Below are 21522 nucleotides of genomic sequence, written 5' to 3'. Positions count from 1 at the left end.
ATAAGGTAAAATGAACCTAAATACCTCAGTTTGGGAGGGACCAGGATGGCTAAGGTTAAAACGAATGCGATGCGGATTCTCGATACGCAGAAAGTGCCGTATGAGATTCTTTCTTATGACGCAAATGATGGGAAAATTGACGGTGTGACTGTTGCTGGCAAAATCGGCCGCGATGCAGCACAGGTCTACAAGACGCTTGTGGCTGTAGGGGCAAGTAAGAATTTATACGTCTTTGTCATTCCGGTTGAAGCCGAGCTGGACTTAAAAAAGGCGGCAAAGGAAGCTGGCGAGAAGAAAGTGGAAATGCTTCCGGTCAAGGACATCCAGAAATTCACCGGTTATATCCGCGGCGGCTGCTCACCGATTGGCATGAAAAAGAACTATCCAACGTTTTTAAATGAGAGCGCGAAGCAAATTGAAACCATCATCGTCAGTGCCGGGAAAATAGGATTCCAGATCGAGTTGGAACCGGATCAGCTGATTCAGGCAACGGAAGGCAAATATGCCAATTTGGTAACGGCCCAAAAAGACTAATCGTGACCAGACCATGTGACTGTTCGGACAGGTTCCATGGGGAATTCAGAAAAGTTGTCAGAATCAGGCCGGAGTTCGGACAGGTTTGGGGGAAGAAGATGAAAAGCTGTCCGAAGTAGTCTCGAGTTCGGACAGGTTTGCGAGGAAAATCTGAAAAGCTGTCCGAAGTAGCCCCGAGTTTGGACAGGTTTGCGAGGAAAATCTGAAAAGCTGTCCGAAGTAGCCCCGAGTTTGGACAGGTTTGCGAGGAAAATCTGAAAAGCTGTCCGAAGTAGTCCAGAGTTCGGACAGGTTTAAGAGGAAAACCAGAAAAGCTGTCCGAAGTAGTCCAGAGTTCGGAAAGGTTTAAGAGGAAAACCAGAAAAGCTGTCCGAAGTAGTCCAGAGTTCGGACAGGTTTGCGAGAAAAAGCCAAAAAGCTGTCCGAAGTAGCCCTGAGTTCGGACAGGTTTAAGAGAAAAAACCGAAAAGCTGTCCGAAGTCAGTCACATCTCCCGCGCAAACCTATGAAAAATGAGAAACAGCCTCTGTCCGCAGGGGCTGTTTCCCATTTTACTCATTTATTGTTTTTCTGCTGCATTGATCTTGATTTCCAGGCTGGCGATTTGTGATTGATAGAGTTCTTCGTAGTTTTTTGATGTGTCATAGGCGATTTCGATTTCTGGTGCTTCGGGTTTTTCTTTTATCACATCGGCTTTGAGTGTGTCGAAAATCTGCTGTGTCAGCAGCTTTTCGGTGAAGTAGTTGTTCAGTCGGTTTTTATATGCGTCGGTTGGAAATTCAGAGATAAGCTGTGAAGCTGCTTTATTTTGCGCGGCTTTGGCAGTGAACTCTTCCACTGTTTTCGCGACAGCTGCATTTTCAACATCCAGTCCTTTTTCCCTCGCAAGCAGGTACATTGCGTGCTGTTCGATCATTTTTGATAGATTCACATTGAAGTTATCGTGATACTTAAGCTGCTCATCCCAATAAGCCAGTTTTTCCTTTAAGTTTTCGCCTTCGAGATTCTTTTCATCAACAGAGCGGTTCAGCTCGATGTCGACCTTGTTCATCAGCTGGTAGAATTGCAGGTCCTCATAGGAAAGGACTTTGCCGCTGATGGTGACGACATTGTCTTTAGCAGTGAAGCCTTCTTTTGTTGCGGGAGTGCTTGCACTAGCCTCGCCTTCAGCACCAGCACGACTCTCAGCGGCAGGCTGTTTTTCATTCTGCTGGCAGGCGGCGAGTCCAAAGCTGATCATGAGCAGGCTGAGCAAAGCAAAAAGTATGCGTTTCATCTTCGATCATTCCTTTTCCGCTTCGAATGTAATCACATGTTCAAAACCTGAACCATCGGCTTCGCCTTCGATATTGGCGATCCATTCTCCGGCCATCGGCAGTTCGACGCTGGATTCATAGATCCCATTTCCCTTATCCTCGAAACTTAGCTCGAGTGTGCCATGGTCCATTTTCGCCATTTCAAGATAGGCAGTGAATTCGAGACCGGAAGCGGGCTCGCCATTCTGTAAAATCTCAATCACGACAGGAGAACTTTCACCAGCTTTATATTTAGGGGCTTGCTTTAAACTGACTTCAAAATCCGACCCTGATCCGCAGCCGGCCAGAACCAACATCAACAGCATGAAGCCTGCGATCAATTTTTTCATTTCGAATCCGCTCCTTTTAAATGTTCATTCAGGAATTCATCAACGGTGTATTTCGTCATTTCGCCATTTTCCAAAAAGGCGACATGTGTACAGATTTGCTTGATTTCATCCATATGGTGGGAGGCCATGAAAATTGTTTTCCCGTACAAGGATTTCAAAATTTGCAGGATTTCCTCACGCCCAAGAGGATCGAGTCCGCTCGTCGGTTCATCGAGGATCAGCACCTCTGTATCGTAATAGAGCATGACGCACAGCCCGAGGCGCTGGAGCATCCCCTTGGAGTAGCCCTTTATCTGGTTATGGCGGTCCTCCCACAAGGACACAAGCTTCAGCTTCTCTTCGATTTTCTTTTCATTGACCTCACCGGTTCCAAGCGATGCGAAAAACCTCATATTTTCTTCACCAGTCAGGTGAGGATACAGGTGGAACTTTTCCGGGAGATAGGAAACGATTTTCTTCCAATCTCCTTTTGAATTTGGAAATCCTCCAAGCGTTATCAAGCCTTTTTTTACCGGCTGTAAACCGAGAATCGATCGGATCAAAGTGGATTTCCCGGCACCGTTCCGCCCAACTAGGGCACAATATTCATTTTTCTCGACTGTCAGGTTGATATCTTTCAAGACTTGTTTATTTTTATAGGATTGTGAGAGATTCTTGATTTCAATCATGATTTTTCCCCCTTGCTGCGGAACAGGATGGCAAGGCCGAAGAAAGCGATCATCCAGAAGGCCAGGTCGATCAACAGAAACTTCGATGGCGCCATCCAGATCATTTTTTCCATCAGGCGTGACATATTGTTCAGCGAGAACAGGCCGAGTGATGTTTCTAGGTAAAAGCGCAATGTGTGCAGCGGGTCCAGGAAGTAGAGCCACGAGAACAGTTTGACATTTTCATAGGAAACGGACGGGACATACTGGATGAAAGCCAGGTCAATAAGGAACACGAACAGGAACCAGGTGAAAATCGTCGCTCCGATCAGCTGCATCTTCGTGTTTGTGATATTGCCCAAAAAGAGGCCTAGCTGGTTGAAAATCAGCAATAACACGACGACCGTCACGATAAAATAGAGGAAGCTGGAAATCTCAAATTGCAGGAACATTTTCATCACGATGGCAAGCACGAAGTACCAGCCAACAAACACGCCAACGACGACGGTCTGGATCGCGATGCTTTTTTTCAGCATCAGGCTCAGGTTCGATTCCTTTTTTGTCAGCAGGATCATCGATGTCTTCAGCTCTTTTTCCTGGAAAATCGAAAAGGACGAAATGAACAGCGCGAAAATCGGCACCAGGTATATGTTCATGTCATAAAGCGAGAGAAGAAAAGCGTCAAATCCGAGTTCTGCTGGATAGGAGCGTGCTTCCATCAACAGGAAGATGGAAGAGAGCATGACCATGGCCAGACCGAGCCAAAGGCCTTTCCCGCGTGACTGTTCAAGCCATTCCTTCCAAATGTAGTTCATGATGAACGCCTCCTTCTCTTCTTGGTAAATATCCACCCGAAAATAGCGAATGCCGGAATCACCAGCAGGCCCCACGGTCCAGATTCCTGCTTCACTTCAATCAGCGGGAATTCATCCACGACCATGACTTTCTGGGTGCTTAAAACTTCATTGATTTTTTCATAGATTGTGATTGCCGGACTTTTTAAAAACAAGTAGGCCAGCTCATTTTCTTCTACCAGTTTGTAAAGTGATGATTTATATTCAACAGGGGAGTCACCGACCTGGTTCTGGTCCAGGTCGAGGACAGATAGCTCTGTGCCCCAGTAGTTGCCCGCCCCGTTTTGATTCCATTGGTTATATGATTCCGCGCCAATCGTCAGGACATTGGCGACATTTTGCTTGAAATGATTTTTCGTGAATACCTGGGATGTCGAAGTCGTCCATAATTCCACGCCGATGTCATTGTGGAAAAACTTGTTTCCCTCAATCTTGTTCTGCGTGGATTGCTCCAGGTAAATGCCGCGCTGGTTCAGGTAAAATTCATTGTCCAGGACGGTATTGCTTGTGCTCGTCTGGATGATGAGCCCGAATGAACGGGATCCCTGGTTGAAAGAAAACTGGTTCTCCTTCAATAAGATGTTCTGCGAATGCATGATGGCCGCGCCGCCGGTATTCTTATTGAAGCGGTTTTTATAAAAAACATTGTCATTAGAGTACATATAGTGCAGTCCGTACCTTGTTTCACTTACAAAATTATTGCGGATTTCATTTTTATCGGCGTATTCGACATAAATGCCGTCGCGTGTATTGGAAATCGTAGAGTCTTCAATAATATTGTTGGATGTGCGTACAAGCTGGATGCCGTTTCCCTGGCTGCCAAGCTTGCCTGTTCCCTGGCCAGTGACTTTGATATTTTTGACGAGAGTGTACTTTGAACTATTAATATAGAGTCCATGGTAAACATCGTGGATAACTAGATTAATAAACTGGTTATGCTCTCCCATCGTGCGGATCCCCGAATATTCCTCGTCGGAGCTCCTGTTTAGGCTGCCGTGTTCAATCTTTAAGTTTTTCAACGTAACATTCGAAGCTTTGATCAGGACGACATTTCCTTTCCCGTCGCCGCGGATCATCGTGCCTTTTTTTCCAATGATTGTGATTGGTTTCTTAATCTCAACATTGCCATCGTATTGCTTGTTCTCTAAAATCAATTCGCCGTTAATTGGAGTTTCATCAATCAGCTGCTGCAGGGAGGCATCTGCCGAGACAGGCAGGGTGGATAAAATCCAGACGCCTATCCCAACAAAAAGGATCAGTAGCCTGTTCATCTTCGGCGCTCCAGCCAGAACGGCAGAAGTGTAAGGATGAAGGCTGCCCCGAGCAGGAAGGAACCTGTTGTGAAATAGCTGTGGGTCACAAAATTAGCAAGGATGTTTTCTCCAATGATCGGCGGTACGAATGGATCAAGTTCAATCGGTGCTTTCGGATCAAGCTTAGTTCCGAATTTCGTCAGCCAGCGGTGCATGTCATAGATGCCAAGAGCACCACCAACAGCCAGCAGTCCAATCGGAAAATAAAGCAGGCTTTTCCTTCTGACTAAAGCAATGATGATGAAAAGAATTGCCATCCCGATGATCAGGCTGGGCAGGTATTGAAGCTCAGGAAAGCTTTCATTGCTGAAGGGAGACATGCCGATATAATGGTTCAGGCCGTTGACGATATCGATGTCGCCGTCAAGCTTGCTTGGATAAACGACAATATCAAGACCTTCAGGATATTGCGGTGCGAAAAATTTCATCCCCCACCAGGGGAACTTGATAGAGGCAAATAGGAATGCTGCAGCCCCGATAAGACTAGCCATAGAACCGGCAGATATTTTCTTTGCCATCTGAATCATCTCCTAAAAGAAATGCGCATTGCCTCGATCAGGCTGGTCATTTCTCGATTTACAATCTTTATTAAAGGCTGTTTTCGTAATGATTGTTGTTAAAATCCTAAAGCCGATTTTAACGTATGATCAGGCATATTGCTGGTCGGTATCTAGTTTGAAAGCTCTTTTCTCATCCAAATCGTCCATTTAGCGAAGTTACCTAGGTCATCACTGCAATTTTGCAGTAATAGCAGCAAAGTTTTAGAAAAGAGCCTTTTTAAAAAGGGAGAAAGGGTATCGGCGAATACTCAATACCCTTTTCCGCCTTCAATTCCAGCTGTTACTTCGGTTCAACAAGCAGGTAGCCGCTCATTTCCTGGTGAAGCGCTGAACAGAAGTTTGTGCAATAAATTGGGAATGTACCGGCTTTGTCAGCTGTAAATTCGATGGTGCTCGTCTGGCCTGGCTGTACTTCATAGTTCAGGTCATGGTCCATGATGCCGAAGCCGTGGGTGATATCCTGGTCAAGGTCGATGTTCGTCAGGTGGATGACGACTTTGTCTCCCTGGTTGACCTTGATTTCATCCGGGCGCTTCGCTTTTGCATCGAAGACGAACTTGGAACGCATCGCGATTCCGTAAACATGGACTTCGTTGCCCTTGCGTTCGATCCGTGTATCTTCCTGTTTCCAAACTGAGTTTTCGCGGTTTACATCCTTTTCATAAATCTTCAGCGTCTTGATCTTGTCACGGTGGATCGTCTGCGCATAATGCGGTTCAGGATCGACCGGAGCTGTATAAGTCAGTGACATCTTGTCGCCGGAGATATCGATCAATTCCATTGATTCAGGGTGTGAAGGTCCGACAGACAGGAAATTGTCCTTCGCAATTTTATTCAAGGATACGATCCATTTGCCATCCGGTGAGGCTGTGTCACCCTCCGTTGCTGTTGAGTGTCCTGGTGAATAGTGGACAGGTGTACGGTCTAAAATTTCACCGGTATCGATTTTCCATTTAACGATCTCGGATGAAATGAACATCGTATTGTATGCATTGCCTCTGTCGTCAAATTGAGTGTGAAGCGGCCCCAATGCTCCCGGAGGATCGACTTCACGTTCAACTACCTTGTCGTATGGCAGGACAGGAATTCCGAACTTCTCTGTTTCAAAATTGCCAGACTTGATGGCTTCGAAAGCTTTTTCAAAAGAGAACACTGTCATTAAAGGAGCCAGTTTTCCGGACGCGATGAAGCGTGTACCGTCTGGAGTGACGTCAACGCCGTGCGGTGATTTTGCGACAGGTACAGCGTAAATGGATCCTTTGTGCTTGCGCGGGTCAATCATCTTCGCGCCGTTGACTTCCTCAAACTCTCCTGCTGCTACTTTTTTCTCAAGCTCTTTCCAGTTCAATAAAACAATATAGTCACGGTCATTCTGGGATGCGTTGATTTCGTTATTGGTTGTCGCGAATTCAGTATTGTAAGTCGTCATGACAATCCAGTCGCCAGACATCTTTTTGCCGGCGTCAGACAGGTCATAGGACCATGGCGGAAGCATGATCTGGTAAGCAAGGTCAAGGTTCTTCTTTTTCTGGTCAAAAGTGACCATAGATACAACGCCTTTATATTTCTCCTCGAATTCATCAAGTGGAGCATATTCTTTTCCAATCGGTACCGAGAAGCGGGTAGGCATCACAATGTATTCCGTATTCTGGGTGACGAACGTACCGGCGTGCGGTCCGCCCATATTCGGCATTTCCATGATATCGGCGGTATGGAATACACTTAAGTCGACAGCGGCGATCCGGTTATTGGCTACATCATTCGCAAACAAGAATTTGCCGTCATATTCAGCGTTTGTCTCAGAAATTGCCGGGTGGTGGAAATCCCCCCAAGTATATTTGCCTAGCATTTCTTTCGAGTCTTTGTCAAAACCATAACCTGTGGCCGGGTCTGGCGAGAATACAGGCACGGTGCGAATTTTCCTCATGGAAGGCAGTCCGTATACAAATAGCTGGCCAGAATGTCCTCCTGATGAAAGCATGTAATACTCATCCAGCTCGCCATACGGTACATACACTTTTTCAGCATTTGACTTCTTTGAGTTGTTATCACTGCTTGCCGTTCCTTTAGGTCCTGGTGAAAAATCAGCGAAAAATACTGTTGCCGCCATAAAACCGGCGAGCAGCCCTGAAGCTGCGGGAACCCATTTTTTCATTAACACTGCACCACCTTTGGTTTATTTTTCAGAAGCTTCCTTCAAAATTTCTACGACTTGATTGATTTCTTCATCTGTCAGCGGGTTGCCGCCGATGACGCCTGACATGACTGCGGAGGTAGGCTCTTTCAAAAATTCATTGACAGGTTTGCCATGCTTTCCTTCGACATTATTGAATGCCTGGGACAGGTCCGGTCCGGTTGCTCCGCCTTTAAGGTTCAATGCTTCGACAGAGTGGCAGCCAAGGCAGCCTTTTGATTGCAGGATGCTTTCATCACCAGCAGAAGCTGTAGAAGTCTCAGTTGACTTCTTTTCTTCCTTGGCGGGTTCCTTAGCCTTTGGTGACTGATCGACAGCCGTGACTTCTTTTTCCTGCCCATTGCCTTGCGGGATGACGTCGTAGGTTATATAACCAATACCGAGTCCGAGCACAGCACTTAAGATGAAATGAATGACTGGTTTGTTCACTTTCTTCCCCCCTAGATTGATTTACAATTACATCCTAACTTTTTCAAAAAAACGTCAGTGTGATGTACGGCACACAAATTTGTGTTTATTGTGAATGATTTGTGAAAGCGCTATGAGGGGATGTGAAGAACATCACTTGCCCGGGAAATAAAGTTTAAAAATAGACAAAATTACATTTGCAATTGGGCATTCACCCAGCGCTTAAGCCCTGCATATAGTAATGGGGAAGCAAAAACTTGCCGTTATGGTCAACGGCTGGAGGGAGTGCGATTAAATGGCAGGAAGAATCCTCAACTTTTTCGCCGGAGGCAACACTGCCCGCGGTTTTTACAGCTTGTATGATTCAAGCTTGCAGGGCTTGTCACGGTTGTTCATATTAAAGGGCGGTCCTGGAACAGGGAAGTCATCTCTCATGAAAAAGATCGGTAATGAATGGCAGGAAAAAGGATATGATATTCAATTTCTGCATTGCTCCTCTGATAATAAATCGATTGATGGTGTACTGATTCCTGAATTGAACGCGGGAATTGTGGACGGCACAGCCCCGCATGTCATCGAGCCTAAGGCTCCGGGGGCGGTAGAGGAGTATATCAATCTTGGGGAAGCATGGAATTCCGGGAAGCTGCAGGAGCATAAGGAGACAATCACGGAGCTGACTGAAAAAATCAGCGGAGCATTCAACACAGCATACAGCCTTTTTGCTGAAGCGCTGAGAATTCATGATGAATGGGAAAAAATCTATATCGAAAATATGGATTTTGAAAAAGCGAATGGCCTGACAAATAGATTGATCGAGAGCTTCTTTGGCGACAGCAGGTCAGAAACAGGAAATGGGCGAGTGTATGACCGGTTTCTCGGTGCCGCAACACCAGCTGGAGCAGTTGATTTTGTTCCGAACCTGACAGAGACCGTCGGGAAAAGATACTTCATTAAAGGACGTCCAGGCTCTGGAAAGTCGACGATGCTGAAAAAGTTGGCAGCGGAAGCGCAGTCTCGAGGATATGATGTAGAAGTTTACCACTGCGGGTTTGATCCCCACAGCCTTGATATGGTGATTGTCCGCGAGCTTGATTTTGCGATTTTTGACAGTACCGCACCACATGAGTATTTTCCTGAAAGAGAAACCGATGAAATTATCGATATGTACGATGAGCTGATCACACCGGGAACTGACGAGAGGTATGCCGCAGAAATCAAGGATGTCGGCGGAAGGTACAAAGATAAAATGAATGAAGCAATCGCCTCACTGGCAAATGCAAAAGAACTGCGCGACCAATTGGAGGCCATCTATATCGAAGCCATGGACTTTGCAAAGGTAGATGAACTCACCGGCAAGATCAAAAAAGAATTTGAAAAACTTGGTGCCATCTAGCACCAAACTGGGCGATTCGCATAGATTACATGGAATACATCAAGAGAGGGGATATGAGTTTGGATAACAACAACTTCTACCCATACGGACCTAATCAACAATTTGAAAATGATTATGATTGCTATGAAAATGAGTACGACCAGAATGTGGATATGAGGACAGTTGGCGGGTTTCCTGGAGGATTTCCAGGCAGCCCAGGAGGATTCCCGGGAGGCCCTGGTGGGTTTCCGGGCAGTCCAGGAGGATTCCCAGGAGGTCCTGGCGGGTTTCCGGGCGGTGCAGGAGGATTCCCGGGAGGTCCCGGCGGTTCCCCAGGCGGAGGCCAGGCAGGAGGCCCGCCATCGTCACCGCCGCCAGCCTTTGTACCGCAAGAACAGGCGACTGCCTTTGCGGTCGACCCGGGAGGAATCCGGAGATGCATGTTCCGTTTCACTTACATCTGGCTGATTGATGGCAGAAGCTTCTGGTTCTATCCAGTCTTCCTGGGCCGCAATTCAGTTGCCGGCTGGAGATGGAGCCGCCGCCGCGGATGGGTTTACTTCGGCATAGACCTGAGACAAATTCGGTCATTCCAGTGTTAATAAGAGGAATTGAGAAGAGAAGCGTTTTGCTTCTCTTTTTTAACTGGGAAAAATCACGGGTTTTTTCCAGTTCGCGGAATTTGGTTTTGTTTTCGCGGAATTCAGTGCGATTTTCGCGGAATTGCTTTACGATGAAAAAACCGGCTGGCACTGTGCCATCCGGTTTATATAGCTTTACATCTTCTATATGGATCGTTGTTTGCCCAAAATTACTTAAAACAGCATATGCGCAACCAGTACGATGATTGGCAGTGTCACAATTGTACGCTGCAGGAAGATGATGAACAGATCCCAGAAAGAAACGGGGATTTTTGATCCTAGCAATAATCCGCCGACCTCTGACATGTAGATCAGCTGGGTTACGGAAACAGCCGCAACAATGAACCTTGTCATCGGGCTTGCTATATCGGCACCGATAACGGAAGGAAGGAACATGTCTGCAAAGCCGACGACCAGTGTTTCGGATGCAGCCTTCGCTTCAGGAACCTGCATGAGTTCAAGCAGCGGAATGAACGGCATTCCTAGCCATTGGAATACTGGTGTGTATTCCGCGACGATCAATGCCAGGGTTCCAAGCGCCATGACGATTGGGGCAACACCCATCCACATATCAAGGATATTGCGGACACCGGCAAGGAGGAAATCCTTGAGGCTTTTATTGCTGCCTGCTTTATCGACAGCCTGGGCCATCCCCCAGGTGAATGGTGTATAGCCTTCCGGGATGTTTTCCTCGGAATAGTCATTGTTCTGCTCCACGAAATACGTATCCTGCTTCCTTGAAAGAGGCGGGATTCTCGGAAGCAGGATCGCAGCCACGACGCCAGCACCTGTCACCGTAAGATAAAACGGGACGAACATGTGGGCCAAGTCAACCTGGGAAATGACAACCAGGCTGAAAGTGATCGAAACAACCGAGAAGGTCGTACCGATGACAGCGGCTTCTCTTTTTGTATAGTAGCCCTCTTCATACTGCTTGCTTGTCAGCAAGACACCGATTGTACCATCGCCCAGCCATGATGTCAGACAGTCAATCGAAGAGCGGCCAGGCAATTTAAAAATCGGGCGCATCACTTTTGTCAGCAATGTTCCAAATAACTCAAGCAAACCGAAGTTCAGGAGCAATGGAAGGAACAAGCCCGCAAACAGGAAGACAGCGAACAGGATTGGCAAAAGGTCATTGAGCAGCAATCCGCCTGTGTTCGGCGACCAAACGGCTTCTGGACCTAATTTGAATAAGGTCATAATCGCAAAAATGGCGCCTAAGATACGCGCAACAAGCCAGATTACCGGAACATCGAATAATGCTTTAAGAAAATGATTGCGATTCAGGATTTCCGGCCTGATGGTTTTTATTAAAAGTGTACCGATTAATGTCAATACAATGATGACAGTCATGATCGCCGGCAGTGTGCCGCCAAGCAATTCCTGGACCCAGCCTGACAATACCGCGATGGGAATCGTAATTTCTCCTTTATAGGAGATTGGTATCATGAAAAAGAATATTCCTATTAAAGAGGGGATGAGGAACGCTAATAAATCCCCTGTTGATCTTGTTTTACGCAATGATTTTTCCAAAATTCATTCACCCTTAATACATATTTATAAGCCAAAAAACATTTTAATTCATTGCCCCTGATTTGCCAACCCTTTTCTCAGTCCAATTCCTTCCTGTGTTATATTCTCCTAAAGCTAGCAAGCTAAACTGTAAACAGACACCTTTTTAGTCAAATTCATAATTTACAAGAGGAATCCATCAATAAAAGCAGTATTTCTAATAGGACTAAAAACCTTGTTTTCAATGAATGAATGTAATCTTGGAACAAAAAACAGGGTGGGGAAGAGGTTACTTATCAAACATGTTTAATGGTATAAGCAAAGGGAGTGCCTCTATTAAGGCACTCCCTTTATGATTATTTAATATAAACCCTTGTTTCATAAGGCTTTAATGTGTACTCTGTCGCATGTCCATGCTCTTCCACTTGATAGTTGTTGAGCAAAAGCTTGCTTGTCTCAAGCGGGAATCCACCAAATTCAAAGCTTGCCGGTTCACCAGAAAGGTTTGAAATCACAATTGCCTGCTTGTCGCCCAATGTTCGCGTATAGGCATAGATCTGGTCATGGTCTTCCAGAACTAAATCGTATCTGCCGTACGTGAATACTTCATGCGCCTTCTTCATTTCGATCATTTTTTTGTAAAAATGAAGGATGGAGTCTGGATCCTTAAGCTGATCATCCACATTGATGGTTGTGTAATTCGGGTTCATGCCTAGCCATGGATTTCCCGTTGTGAACCCTGCATTTTCAGCATCCGACCATTGCATAGGTGTTCTTGAGTTGTCACGGCTGGTAGCCCATATGAAGTCCATGATTTCTTCATGAGAGACTCCGTTTTCGCGGCGAATTTTGTACAGGTTTTTGATGGCAACATCATCATAATCATCGATTGAAGGGAACTGGACATTCGTCATGCCAATTTCCTGCCCCTGATAGATGAATGGTGTACCCTGCATCAGGAAGTACATTGCCGCAAGGGCTGTTGCACTTTCGCGCCAATACTCCTTGTCATCTCCCCAGGTCGAAACGATTCGCGCCTTATCATGGTTTTCGATGAATAACGCATTCCAGCCGTGGCCTTCAAGGCCTTTTTGCCAGCGGGTAAAGGTATTCTTCAATTTTGCCAGGTCCAGTGCTTTCTTTTCAGAGTCCCACAGGTCAAGGTGTTCAAACTGGAAGACCATATTGAACTTGCCCTGTTCCTCGCCGACCCAGAGATCCGCTTCCTCGATGCTGACACCATTTGCTTCGCCGACTGTCATGATGTCGTATTTTGAAAAGGTCTCCTGTTTCAGCTCCTCAAGGAAAGTCTGGATTCCATTGACATTCATATGCTTGTCAAAGGAAGACACATACTGCAGTCCTTCAGGGTTTGGCATATCCTTCAGGCCTTCTTCCTTTTTGATATGGCTGATCGCATCAACACGGAAACCATCAATTCCCTTATCAAGCCACCAGTTGATCATGTCGTACAATGCCGTGCGGACCTCTTTGTTTTCCCAGTTCAGGTCCGGCTGTTTGCGGGAGAAGATATGCAGGAAGTACTGATCTGTCGTCTCATCATACTCCCAGGCAGATCCGCCAAAAATGCTCTCCCAGTTGTTAGGCTCAGCGCCGTCCTTGCCATCGCGCCAGATATACCAGTCGCGCTTAGGGCTTTCCTTGGATTCACGGGATTCGATAAACCATTGATGCTCATCGCTCGTATGGTTGATGACAAGGTCAATGATCAGCTTCATGCCGCGCTTGTGCGTCTCAGCAAGCAGTTGGTCAAAGTCCTCCATCGTTCCGAACTCATCCATGATATCCTGATAATCGCTGATATCATAACCGTTATCGTCATTAGGGGACTTGTACATCGGGCAAATCCAGATGACATCGATCCCTAAATCCTTTAAGTAATCAAGCTTTGAAATCATTCCTTGCAAATCGCCGATGCCGTCACCGTTGGAATCCATGAAGCTCCTTGGATATACCTGATAGGCAACAGCCTCTTTCCACCATGTATGTTTCAATGTGAACCCTCATTTCATTGTTTAATCCTGATGTAACCTGTCATTTCATAAGGCTCTTTTCTCAAACTTTGTTGCTATTGCCTAAATAATAGGATTGAATTACCTAAGATTATTCACACAATTAACGCTTATGCTGAGAAAAGAGCTTGCAAACTTAGTACCGACATACAAAATGGCTATTATCACGTTAAAATCGGCTTTAGGATTTTAACAACAATCTTTACGAAAACAGCCTTTCATTTTAATCATTTTGCGCTGCCAGTAACTTACTTATTAATTTCACTGCAAGATTTTCGCTCAATCATTTTTGCCGGGATTGTGACCCTTTTCGGCAAAGCGTCCGGATTCTTGATAAGCTCGATTAAACAGTTGGCCGCTTCGAATCCCAGCTGGAAAATGTCGATATTGACTGAAGTCAGCTGCGGTTTCATATGCTCTGCCAGCGGTACGTCATTGAAGCTGACAATCGAGATATCATCCGGAACCAATATATTCAATTCCTCTGAATAACTCATCAGTTCGATTGCTGTAAAATCATCCGCTACTACCAGGGCAGTAGGGGGCTCATGAGAGGAAAGGAACGACTGAATGCCTTCTTTCCCCTCGGATTTCAAGCATTGTTCATGAATGATATATTCCTTTTCAAAAGGAATGTTCGCTTCCTCAAGAGCCTGTTTGAAGCCTTCAAGCCGGTCAATCGTGAAAACATATTCAGTATTGACCCCGATAAACGCGATCCTTCTGTGGCCAAGGCTGATCAGATAGTCTGTCACTTGCCTGGTGATATAGATATTATCATTATCGACATACGTAATCCGCTCGGCATTCTTGCTCGGACGGCCGATGACGGTAAAAGGGAATTTTTGATTCAGCAGATATTTCATGATCTTGTCGTCGGTCTTCGAGTAGAGGAGGATGATACCGTCAACCCTGCGGCCCTGTACCATCGAAACGACCTGCTGATAAATTTCTTCATCGGTGATGCCGGTTGTTAAATATACCCCAAATTGGTGTTCATGGGCTTTCATGCTTATTCCCCTGATGACTTCAGGGAAAAAAGGATTTTGCAATGCCTGGGTAGCCGAATTTGGCATGACGATCCCGATCGTTTCTGTACTTTTTCCCACGAGACTGCGTGCCTGGTAATTAGGATGATACCCCATTTCATCCATCACCTTTCGCACACGTTTCTTCGTTTCGTCATTGATATGAGGATGGTCCCCAATTACCCGGGAAACGGTGGAAGGTGACACACCGGCTGCCCTGGCTACATCTTTGATTGTGACTGCCATTGGTCGTCTCTCCTATAGTATCGATTATTTTACCGAACCTTCTGAAACTCCCTTGATGATTTGTTTTTGCAGGAAGAAGTAGATGATGATGACCGGGATGATCGCGATCGTCAATCCTGCGAGCGCCAGATGCCATTGCTTTGTATATTCCCCAAAGAAGAAGAACATCTTTAGCGGTATTGTTTCCATTCCCTGCTGGTTGATGACAAGAGAAGGAAGCAGGTAGTCGTTCCAGATCCAGATGATGTTTAAAATTGCCACAGTAACGGAAACAGGCTTTAACATCGGGAAAATGATGTACCAGAAAATCTGGAACCGGTTCGCTCCGTCGATTGTCGCCGCTTCATCAAGCGACTTTGAAATCCCGCTCAATGTTCCATGATAAAGGAAAATGGACAGGCTCGCGCCAAAACCAAGATACATGAAAACCAGGCCGGCTCTGTTCAGCATTTCGAGCTTTCCGAAAATGGATACGAGCGGGATCATGACCGATTGGAAAGGAATCAGCATTGCCGCAACGAACAGCATGAAGATGATTCCGCTTGTTTTTCCGCCTCGTCTTGATAGGGCATAAGCAGCCATCGAGGAGAAAATGATGATCACCGCAACTGCTAGCACAGTAATCAGAACAGAGTTGAAAAATGTTTTGATAAAATCAAGCCGTTCAAACGCAATTGTATAGTTTTCGAATGAAAAAACATCCGGAAGCTTCAAAGTGTCCTCGAACATTTCCCGTTTCGTCTTAAACGAGTTGACGATCATCAAGTAAAACGGGGAAAGCCAGATCAGCGCAAGAATGATGCCGAGAATTTCAAGAATGATTCGGCTTTGCTTCTTCTTTTTCATTACATCTCGACCTCCCGTTTCTTATTGATATACACCTGTGTCAACGAAATGGCCGCGACGATCAGGAAGAAGATGACTGCTTTTGCCTGTGCGAAAGCCATGGCGTTTTCGACGAACGCCGTCTTGAAAATTTCCATTGCGACCATCTGGGTGGAGTTGTAAGGACCTCCGCCAGTAAGCGACAGGTTCTGGTCATAAAGCTTGAAAGAGTTGGAAAGGGTCAGGAACAAGCTGACCGTGAATGCCGGCATGACCAGCGGGAACGTGACATGGTAAAAGCGCTGGAAGCTGTTCGCACCGTCAATTTCAGCTGCCTCAAGCAATTCCTGCGGCACGCCTTCAAGGAATGAGATATAGATGACCATGATGTAACCGGCCATTTGCCAGCTCATTAAAATTGCCATTGCCCAGAAGCCGGTCGTTTCAGTCGACAGCCAGCCCTGGAGTCCTTCCACACCGATCAATTCACCAATGCTGGCGAAAACCTTTGTGAAAATGAACTGCCAGATGAATCCAAGGATCAATCCGCCGATCAGGTTCGGCATGAAGAAAATTGTTCGCAGGATATTGTTTGTCCTGAATTTCTGTGTAACCAGCAAAGCCAGGGAAAGTCCAAAAAAGTTGATCAGGAACACAGAAACAACAGTGAATTTTGTAGTGAACCACAGGGCATCCCTGAATTCTTCTTCAGCAAATAGTGCTTTATAATGTTCTAGACCTACAAAAGATGGGGTCTTAATCCCATTCCAGTCTGTAAATGAGTAATAAACGCCGTAAGCCAGCGGCAGAAGAACCACCACAGCCAGGGCAAGCAAAGCTGGAGCAAGGAAAAGCCAGTACCAAAGATTCCGGTTGCGCATCTGTAAATCCTCCTATTCTTAATGGTGTAATAATCTAATTTAAATAAATGATGCTCCAATAGCGCTGCAGAAGAATTATGAAAAAACCAGCAGCAGGGCTTTTTCATAATTCCGCAAAAATCAGCGGCGGAGCGATAGCCTCCCAGAAAAAAGATAGGAAACAAAACAGCCGCGGCCGTTCTGTTTCCTTCTCTAATGAAAAGCTATTATTTACGAGCGTCTGCCCAAGCTTTGGAAGACTCTTTTACTAGTTCATCCCAGCTCATTTCACCGCTTACATACTTCTGGATGTTGACACCAAGCTTTTCTTGTCCCCAGCCAGTTGGGTAACCCATGAATGTCCAAGCCAAAGTCTTGCCAGCTGAAGAGTATTCATAGATTTCTTTTGCAAGAGGGTCAGAGATCTTGCTAGCGTCGTATCCTTCATATGCTGGTATGAATTTAAAATCTTCGATTACAGCAGTTTTTCCTTCTTCAGAAGTATATAGCCAGTCTAAGAATTCCTTAGCTGCTGCTACTTCTTTGTCATCCTTGTTGCTGTTTACAGCCCAGTACATTGGCACGCCAACCGGGATTGAATCTTCTTTGTAGCCTTCAACTGGAATAGGAAGGATTCCTACGCCGCTGTTAGCAAGCTCTTCGTCGATTCCAGCGATTGAACCAGATACCCAGTTACCTTGCTGAATGATCGCTGCTTTGCCAGTAGAGAATAATTCTTCAACTTGCTTAGCATAGTCGAGGCTTACAGTAGGCTGGTCAGAATATTTGTTTTGCAGGTCAAGAATCTTCTTGAACGCATCGCCATGCTTGAAAGTGACTTCCTTCGCATTGAATGCGTTGATTACGTTCTGGTCAAATTCAGGTGCCAGGAACACGTTTGAAAGGTGAAGTCCTGTTACCCAAGTTTCTTTTGCAGGTAGAGCGAATACAGATGTCAGACCAAGATCTTTCTTCTTGCTGTCAAGTGTCTTAACCGCTTCTTCTAGAGCACTGTAGCTTGTGATGCTCTTAGGATCGATCCCTGCTTTTTCAAAAATGCTTTTATTATAGATGAAGCCATAGCCTTCCTGGTTGTATGGAAGTCCAAGTACTTTGTCATCTTTCGTTACGCCTTCAAGAGTTCCGCTTAGAGCAGCCTTTGCAGCAGCTGTGTCAGAAAGGTCTGCCAGCTTATCTTCCCAGTCTGCAACGTCCTGTGGTCCGCCAACGTTGTAGATGGTAGGTTCATTGCCTGAAGCGAACTTGGATTTAAGTGCTGCACCGTAATCTTCGCCGCCGCCAACAGTTGTAATGTTGATGTCTACGTCCTTGTGTGCATCTTCATAAGCTTTTGCAAGGTCTTCGAACTGATCCTTGAATTCTACCTTGAATTGGAAAATGTCAACGGTAACCTGGTCGCCGCCGCCATCTCCTGATTTTTTCGCGTCATCATCTGATGAACATCCTGCCAGTCCGCCGCCAACTAAAAGCCCAAGAGAAAGAACTGCTGGAAATAGCTTTTTTGCTTTCATTGCTGAGATACCCCCAAATAGTTTGTTTTTTGCGTGCAATACCTGCGTTCCGAAAGCGTTTGCATATTTTGCATAGATTCTAGGAAGATATTGATAATATACAACACCTTAAAAACGCTTACATAAAAGGGTAAAAAGTCTGCAAACATTAGCGTTATTGGACTTTTTGGCAAAAGTAGAAGAGTGCTGCCCTTGTATGCAAACGATTGCAGCTTGTGGCTACATAATAGCATATGATTTTCACGATGACAATATGAAAGTTTCAGAGAATTTAAGTTTGCAAAAAAGTTAGATAGCTGGGGATTAAAGCATAGCATGATGTATATACACGTATTATTTGCTTGTGGTGGGTTTGAAGGTCTATCATGGATGATAATACTGAAAAATAATAGCAGAAGGTGAAGACATGATTAAGTGCATAGCAACTGATATGGATGGAACATTATTGACGGCAACCCAGGAGATTACACCTGAAAACCGCGAAGCGATTTTAAAAGCGAAGAAGCAGGGGGTCGAGGTAGTTGTCGCGACCGGGCGCTCTTACCAGGAGGCAAGATTCGTAGTGGAGGAAGCAGGACTTAAGCTGCCGATGATCTGTGTGAATGGTGCAGAGGTCCGTTCGGAAGCAGGCGAGGTTGTTGCCTCGAATCCACTGGAAAAGGCAAAGGCCCGTCAGGCTGCACTGCGTCTTGTAGAAAACGGTGTCTATTTCGAGGTGTATACAAACAAAGGAACATTCACGGAAGACGAAGATAAAGCGGTCTCGATCATCGCCGATATTTTTTCAACAGCCAATCCAGAAGTGCCAATCGAGCAGATTGCCGCTGCGGCTGAGGAAAGGATGCATAAAGGACTGATTACAAAGATTGATCAATATGACCAGTTATTCGAGGATGACCAATACGAAATATACAAACTTCTGGCTTTTTCTCTCGATGATGCCAAGCTTGGTGCTGCTAGGTCTGGTTTGAAGGAAATTGCCGGATTAGCAGTAAGTTCATCCGGACGGGAGAATATCGAAATCACAAGCCTTGACGCCCAAAAAGGCATCGCTCTTGAAAAATTCGTTCAATCAAGAGGGATCAGCCTCGAAGAAACGATGGCCCTCGGAGATAATTTCAATGATGTGTCGATGCTTGAAAAAGTCGGGAAACCGGTCGCAATGGGCAATGCAGCTGAAGAAATCAAAGTCATATGCGGCGAAGTGACATTGACGAATGAAGAGAGCGGTGTAGGAAAGGCGATTATGAGTGTGTTGGCAGACTGATTTAAGAAAGGACTGGTGTCATGAAAAGAATCTTGTATGTGCTGCCGATGATGCTGATGGTTTTATCAGGATGTACAGGCAGTGACGAAGAAACAAAGCCTGCCGGAGAAGCGAATGAAAATCAAGCGGACGAGGAAGTGGTGGCCCAGATTGGCGGGCTTGAGGTTGTGGCGGAAAATTTGCAAGTGCCGTGGTCGATCAGTAAAAGCGGGGAAACCTTTTACCTCAGTGAGCGTCCTGGCTCGATTGTAAAAGTATCTGGTGAAAACATGACACGACAAAATGTTTCATTGAAAAAGGACTTATCACAGGCAGCTGAAGCCGGTTTGCTTGGATTTGTCCTGGCACCGGATTTCGAGCAATCGCAGAAGGCATTTGCCTACTACACATACAAGAATGGCACCGGCCAGTTCAATCGGATTGTCGAGCTAACTTTGAAAAATGATGAATGGACGGAAGGGAAGTTGTTGCTCGATAACATCCCGAGCGGACGCTTCCATCATGGCGGCAGACTGAAAATCGGTCCGGACGGAAAATTATATGCCACAGCAGGGGACGCTGCAACAAACCCGGAAATCGCTCAGGATTTAACCTCGCTCGGCGGAAAAATTCTGCGGATGAACCTTGATGGGTCTTTTCCCGAAGATAATCCGTACAAAAATTCATACGTATACAGCTACGGCCACCGCAATCCTCAGGGAATCGCCTGGTCGGAGGATGGAACGATGTTTGCCAGCGAGCACGGGCCTTCCGCTCATGATGAAATTAATCGGATTGAAGCAGGAAAAAACTACGGCTGGCCGGAAATTACCGGTGATAATACAAAGCAGGGCATGGAAACACCCATTTTTCAGTCTGGCAGCAATACATGGGCACCATCCGGCATGGCAGCGAACGAGGGCAAGCTATATGTCGCAACCTTAAGAGGCAATGCACTCCGTGAATTCGATCCAGCTGCAAAAACGACGAAAGAGGTCATTACGGGAGTCGGCCGGATCAGGGACGTAATGGCGGATGGGGAGTATCTGTATTTTATCAGCAATAATACAGACGGCCGCGGCACCCCAAGTGAGGGCGATGACAAACTATATCGCGTTAAACTTGAAGAATTGCGTTAAAATTGTACAGAAGAAGCACTTAAAACGGTGCTTCTTTTCTTTTTTGGGGAGAAAGGAGAGTTTTAACTTCCTATTATAAAGGCGCTAATCATTTTATTGGCGAAAATCGAGTTTTATTGGCGAAGTTCACAACTTTATTGGCGAAAAAATTTTTTTATTGGCGATTTCACTGGTTTATTGGCGAAAATCAAAATTTATTGGCGAACTGGTAATTTTCCGTGATTTTTTCCAATTAAATAAACCGGGCACCCACACCCGGTTCAATTCTTACTGTTTGGTCCTGCCAATCCATGCATGATGAACTGGATTGTCCGTTCTGTTTCTGCTTCATCGTCCCAGTCTGCTTCGGGCAGAATCATATAGCGTGCAATCAAATAGCCGAAGATAGAGGAAAACGTCATCCTGAATACACTGTAGGCTGGAATATCAATAATTTGGCCTTTAGCCTGATAATGCTCAACAAGCCTTTCGAATTGGGCATATACTTTAAGGGCGATATGTTCCTTGAATAATTCCTTCAATTCAGGGTGGAACGGAATTTCCTGCACCAGAATTTTAACGGTAGCAAGGTTTTTGACAAGGAAATCACGGCGATTCATAAGCATTGCTGTAAGGAAGTCTTCAAAATGCTCATAATCCTGATGAAGGATCTTTTTTAAATCTTTTATGATAAAAGGAGCCACGAACTTTGCCATTACTGGTGAAACAATCGCCAGCAGCAAATCCTTTTTCGTTTTATAATGCCTGAAGATCGTTCCTTCCGCTACGCCTGCCTTTTTGGCGATTTCGCTGGTTGATGTAGCGGAAAATCCTTTTTCGGCGAAGGATTCAATCGCAGAGACAATAATTTTCTTCTGCTTATCTGTCAGCTCTTCTCCGTCCATCAACTCATCTATTGTTAAGTCTGGATCTGTCATTGTTTACTCCTTT

The 21522-nt window shown here is 45.6% G+C and carries 20 protein-coding genes; 5 read left to right on the top strand and 15 right to left on the bottom strand.

What is annotated here, in order from left to right:
• Window positions 1-45 precede the first annotated feature (45 nt).
• The gene (gene ybaK / locus M3593_RS14375; RefSeq protein WP_251542487.1) at window positions 46-534 is read left to right on the top strand and encodes a Cys-tRNA(Pro) deacylase; all 489 of its coding nucleotides are present in this window, start codon (window positions 46-48) and stop codon (window positions 532-534) included.
• A 559-nt stretch (window positions 535-1093) separates the two neighbouring features.
• On the opposite strand, the gene M3593_RS14370 is transcribed toward ybaK, so the two are convergent.
• The 8 genes from M3593_RS14370 to M3593_RS24270 form a co-directional block, all read right to left on the bottom strand.
• Entirely contained in the window at window positions 1094-1810 is a 717-nt protein-coding gene (locus M3593_RS14370) for a hypothetical protein (protein WP_251542488.1), read from the bottom strand.
• Window positions 1811-1816: 6 nt separating this feature from the next.
• Window positions 1817-2179, bottom strand: a complete 363-nt coding sequence (locus tag M3593_RS14365) for a FixH family protein (protein WP_251542489.1) — start codon at window positions 2177-2179, stop codon at window positions 1817-1819.
• On the bottom strand, window positions 2176-2847 hold the full coding sequence (locus tag M3593_RS14360; RefSeq protein WP_144479303.1) for an ABC transporter ATP-binding protein: 672 nt from the start codon (window positions 2845-2847) through the stop codon (window positions 2176-2178). The genes M3593_RS14365 and M3593_RS14360 overlap by 4 nt, the downstream gene beginning before the upstream one ends.
• Window positions 2844-3641, bottom strand: coding sequence for an ABC transporter permease subunit (locus M3593_RS14355; protein WP_144479301.1), 798 nt, complete (start codon window positions 3639-3641; stop codon window positions 2844-2846). The genes M3593_RS14360 and M3593_RS14355 overlap by 4 nt, the downstream gene beginning before the upstream one ends.
• Window positions 3638-4951: a nitrous oxide reductase family maturation protein NosD gene (gene nosD, locus M3593_RS14350; RefSeq protein ID WP_251542490.1), complete on the bottom strand. Its 1314-nt coding sequence runs from the start codon at window positions 4949-4951 to the stop codon at window positions 3638-3640. Before nosD ends, M3593_RS14355 begins: the two co-directional genes overlap by 4 nt.
• Window positions 4948-5511: a hypothetical protein gene (locus M3593_RS14345; protein ID WP_251542492.1), complete on the bottom strand. Its 564-nt coding sequence runs from the start codon at window positions 5509-5511 to the stop codon at window positions 4948-4950. The genes nosD and M3593_RS14345 overlap by 4 nt, the downstream gene beginning before the upstream one ends.
• Before the next feature lie 322 nt (window positions 5512-5833).
• Entirely contained in the window at window positions 5834-7708 is a 1875-nt protein-coding gene (gene nosZ / locus M3593_RS14340) for a Sec-dependent nitrous-oxide reductase (RefSeq protein ID WP_144479295.1), read from the bottom strand.
• A 21-nt stretch (window positions 7709-7729) separates the two neighbouring features.
• Window positions 7730-8176 (bottom strand): cytochrome C, encoded by a 447-nt coding sequence (locus M3593_RS24270; protein WP_251542493.1) that lies wholly within the window; start codon window positions 8174-8176, stop codon window positions 7730-7732.
• Window positions 8177-8450: 274 nt separating this feature from the next.
• Here M3593_RS24270 and M3593_RS14330 point away from each other — a divergent pair, with 274 nt between their 5' ends.
• Both M3593_RS14330 and M3593_RS14325 read left to right on the top strand, forming a co-directional pair.
• A complete protein-coding gene (locus M3593_RS14330) occupies window positions 8451-9548 on the top strand; it encodes a PRK06851 family protein (protein WP_251542496.1) in 1098 nt (365 codons plus the stop codon).
• A gap of 152 nt (window positions 9549-9700) precedes the next feature.
• On the top strand, window positions 9701-10129 hold the full coding sequence (locus M3593_RS14325) for a collagen-like protein (protein ID WP_251542804.1): 429 nt from the start codon (window positions 9701-9703) through the stop codon (window positions 10127-10129).
• 213 nt (window positions 10130-10342) lie between these two features.
• Here the strand turns inward: M3593_RS14325 and M3593_RS14320 are convergent, their stop codons facing one another.
• The 6 genes from M3593_RS14320 to M3593_RS14295 all read right to left on the bottom strand — a co-directional run bounded on the left by M3593_RS14320 (window position 10343) and on the right by M3593_RS14295 (window position 18207).
• Window positions 10343-11704: a YjiH family protein gene (locus M3593_RS14320; RefSeq protein ID WP_251542498.1), complete on the bottom strand. Its 1362-nt coding sequence runs from the start codon at window positions 11702-11704 to the stop codon at window positions 10343-10345.
• Window positions 11705-12039: 335 nt separating this feature from the next.
• Window positions 12040-13698, bottom strand: coding sequence for a glycoside hydrolase family 13 protein (locus M3593_RS14315; protein ID WP_251542499.1), 1659 nt, complete (start codon window positions 13696-13698; stop codon window positions 12040-12042).
• 266 nt (window positions 13699-13964) lie between these two features.
• Window positions 13965-14990, bottom strand: coding sequence for a LacI family DNA-binding transcriptional regulator (locus M3593_RS14310; RefSeq protein WP_144479285.1), 1026 nt, complete (start codon window positions 14988-14990; stop codon window positions 13965-13967).
• Window positions 14991-15014: 24 nt separating this feature from the next.
• Window positions 15015-15836 carry a carbohydrate ABC transporter permease gene (locus M3593_RS14305; protein WP_144479283.1) on the bottom strand — a complete coding sequence of 274 codons (822 nt, stop codon included), beginning with the start codon at window positions 15834-15836 and terminating at the stop codon, window positions 15015-15017.
• On the bottom strand, window positions 15836-16696 hold the full coding sequence (locus M3593_RS14300) for a carbohydrate ABC transporter permease (RefSeq protein WP_144479281.1): 861 nt from the start codon (window positions 16694-16696) through the stop codon (window positions 15836-15838). Before M3593_RS14300 ends, M3593_RS14305 begins: the two co-directional genes overlap by 1 nt.
• A gap of 206 nt (window positions 16697-16902) precedes the next feature.
• On the bottom strand, window positions 16903-18207 hold the full coding sequence (locus tag M3593_RS14295; RefSeq protein ID WP_251542501.1) for an ABC transporter substrate-binding protein: 1305 nt from the start codon (window positions 18205-18207) through the stop codon (window positions 16903-16905).
• A gap of 406 nt (window positions 18208-18613) precedes the next feature.
• On the opposite strand from M3593_RS14295, the gene M3593_RS14290 reads away from it, so the two are divergent.
• Together M3593_RS14290 and M3593_RS14285 are read left to right on the top strand one after the other, a co-directional pair.
• A complete protein-coding gene (locus M3593_RS14290) occupies window positions 18614-19474 on the top strand; it encodes a Cof-type HAD-IIB family hydrolase (RefSeq protein WP_251542503.1) in 861 nt (286 codons plus the stop codon).
• Between the two features lie 20 nt (window positions 19475-19494).
• Window positions 19495-20592: a PQQ-dependent sugar dehydrogenase gene (locus tag M3593_RS14285; RefSeq protein ID WP_251542504.1), complete on the top strand. Its 1098-nt coding sequence runs from the start codon at window positions 19495-19497 to the stop codon at window positions 20590-20592.
• Between the two features lie 260 nt (window positions 20593-20852).
• Here M3593_RS14285 and M3593_RS14280 read toward each other — a convergent pair whose 3' ends face one another.
• A complete protein-coding gene (locus M3593_RS14280; protein ID WP_251542505.1) occupies window positions 20853-21509 on the bottom strand; it encodes a TetR/AcrR family transcriptional regulator in 657 nt (218 codons plus the stop codon).
• Window positions 21510-21522: the final 13 nt, after the last annotated feature.

Origin of the sequence: Mesobacillus sp. MER 48 (genome assembly GCF_023714225.1) — a bacterium.
GTDB lineage: Bacteria > Bacillota > Bacilli > Bacillales > Cytobacillaceae > Mesobacillus > Mesobacillus oceanisediminis_A.
Note: the sequence above shows the minus strand (reverse complement) of the source record. Positions and strands in the feature narration are given on the sequence as shown.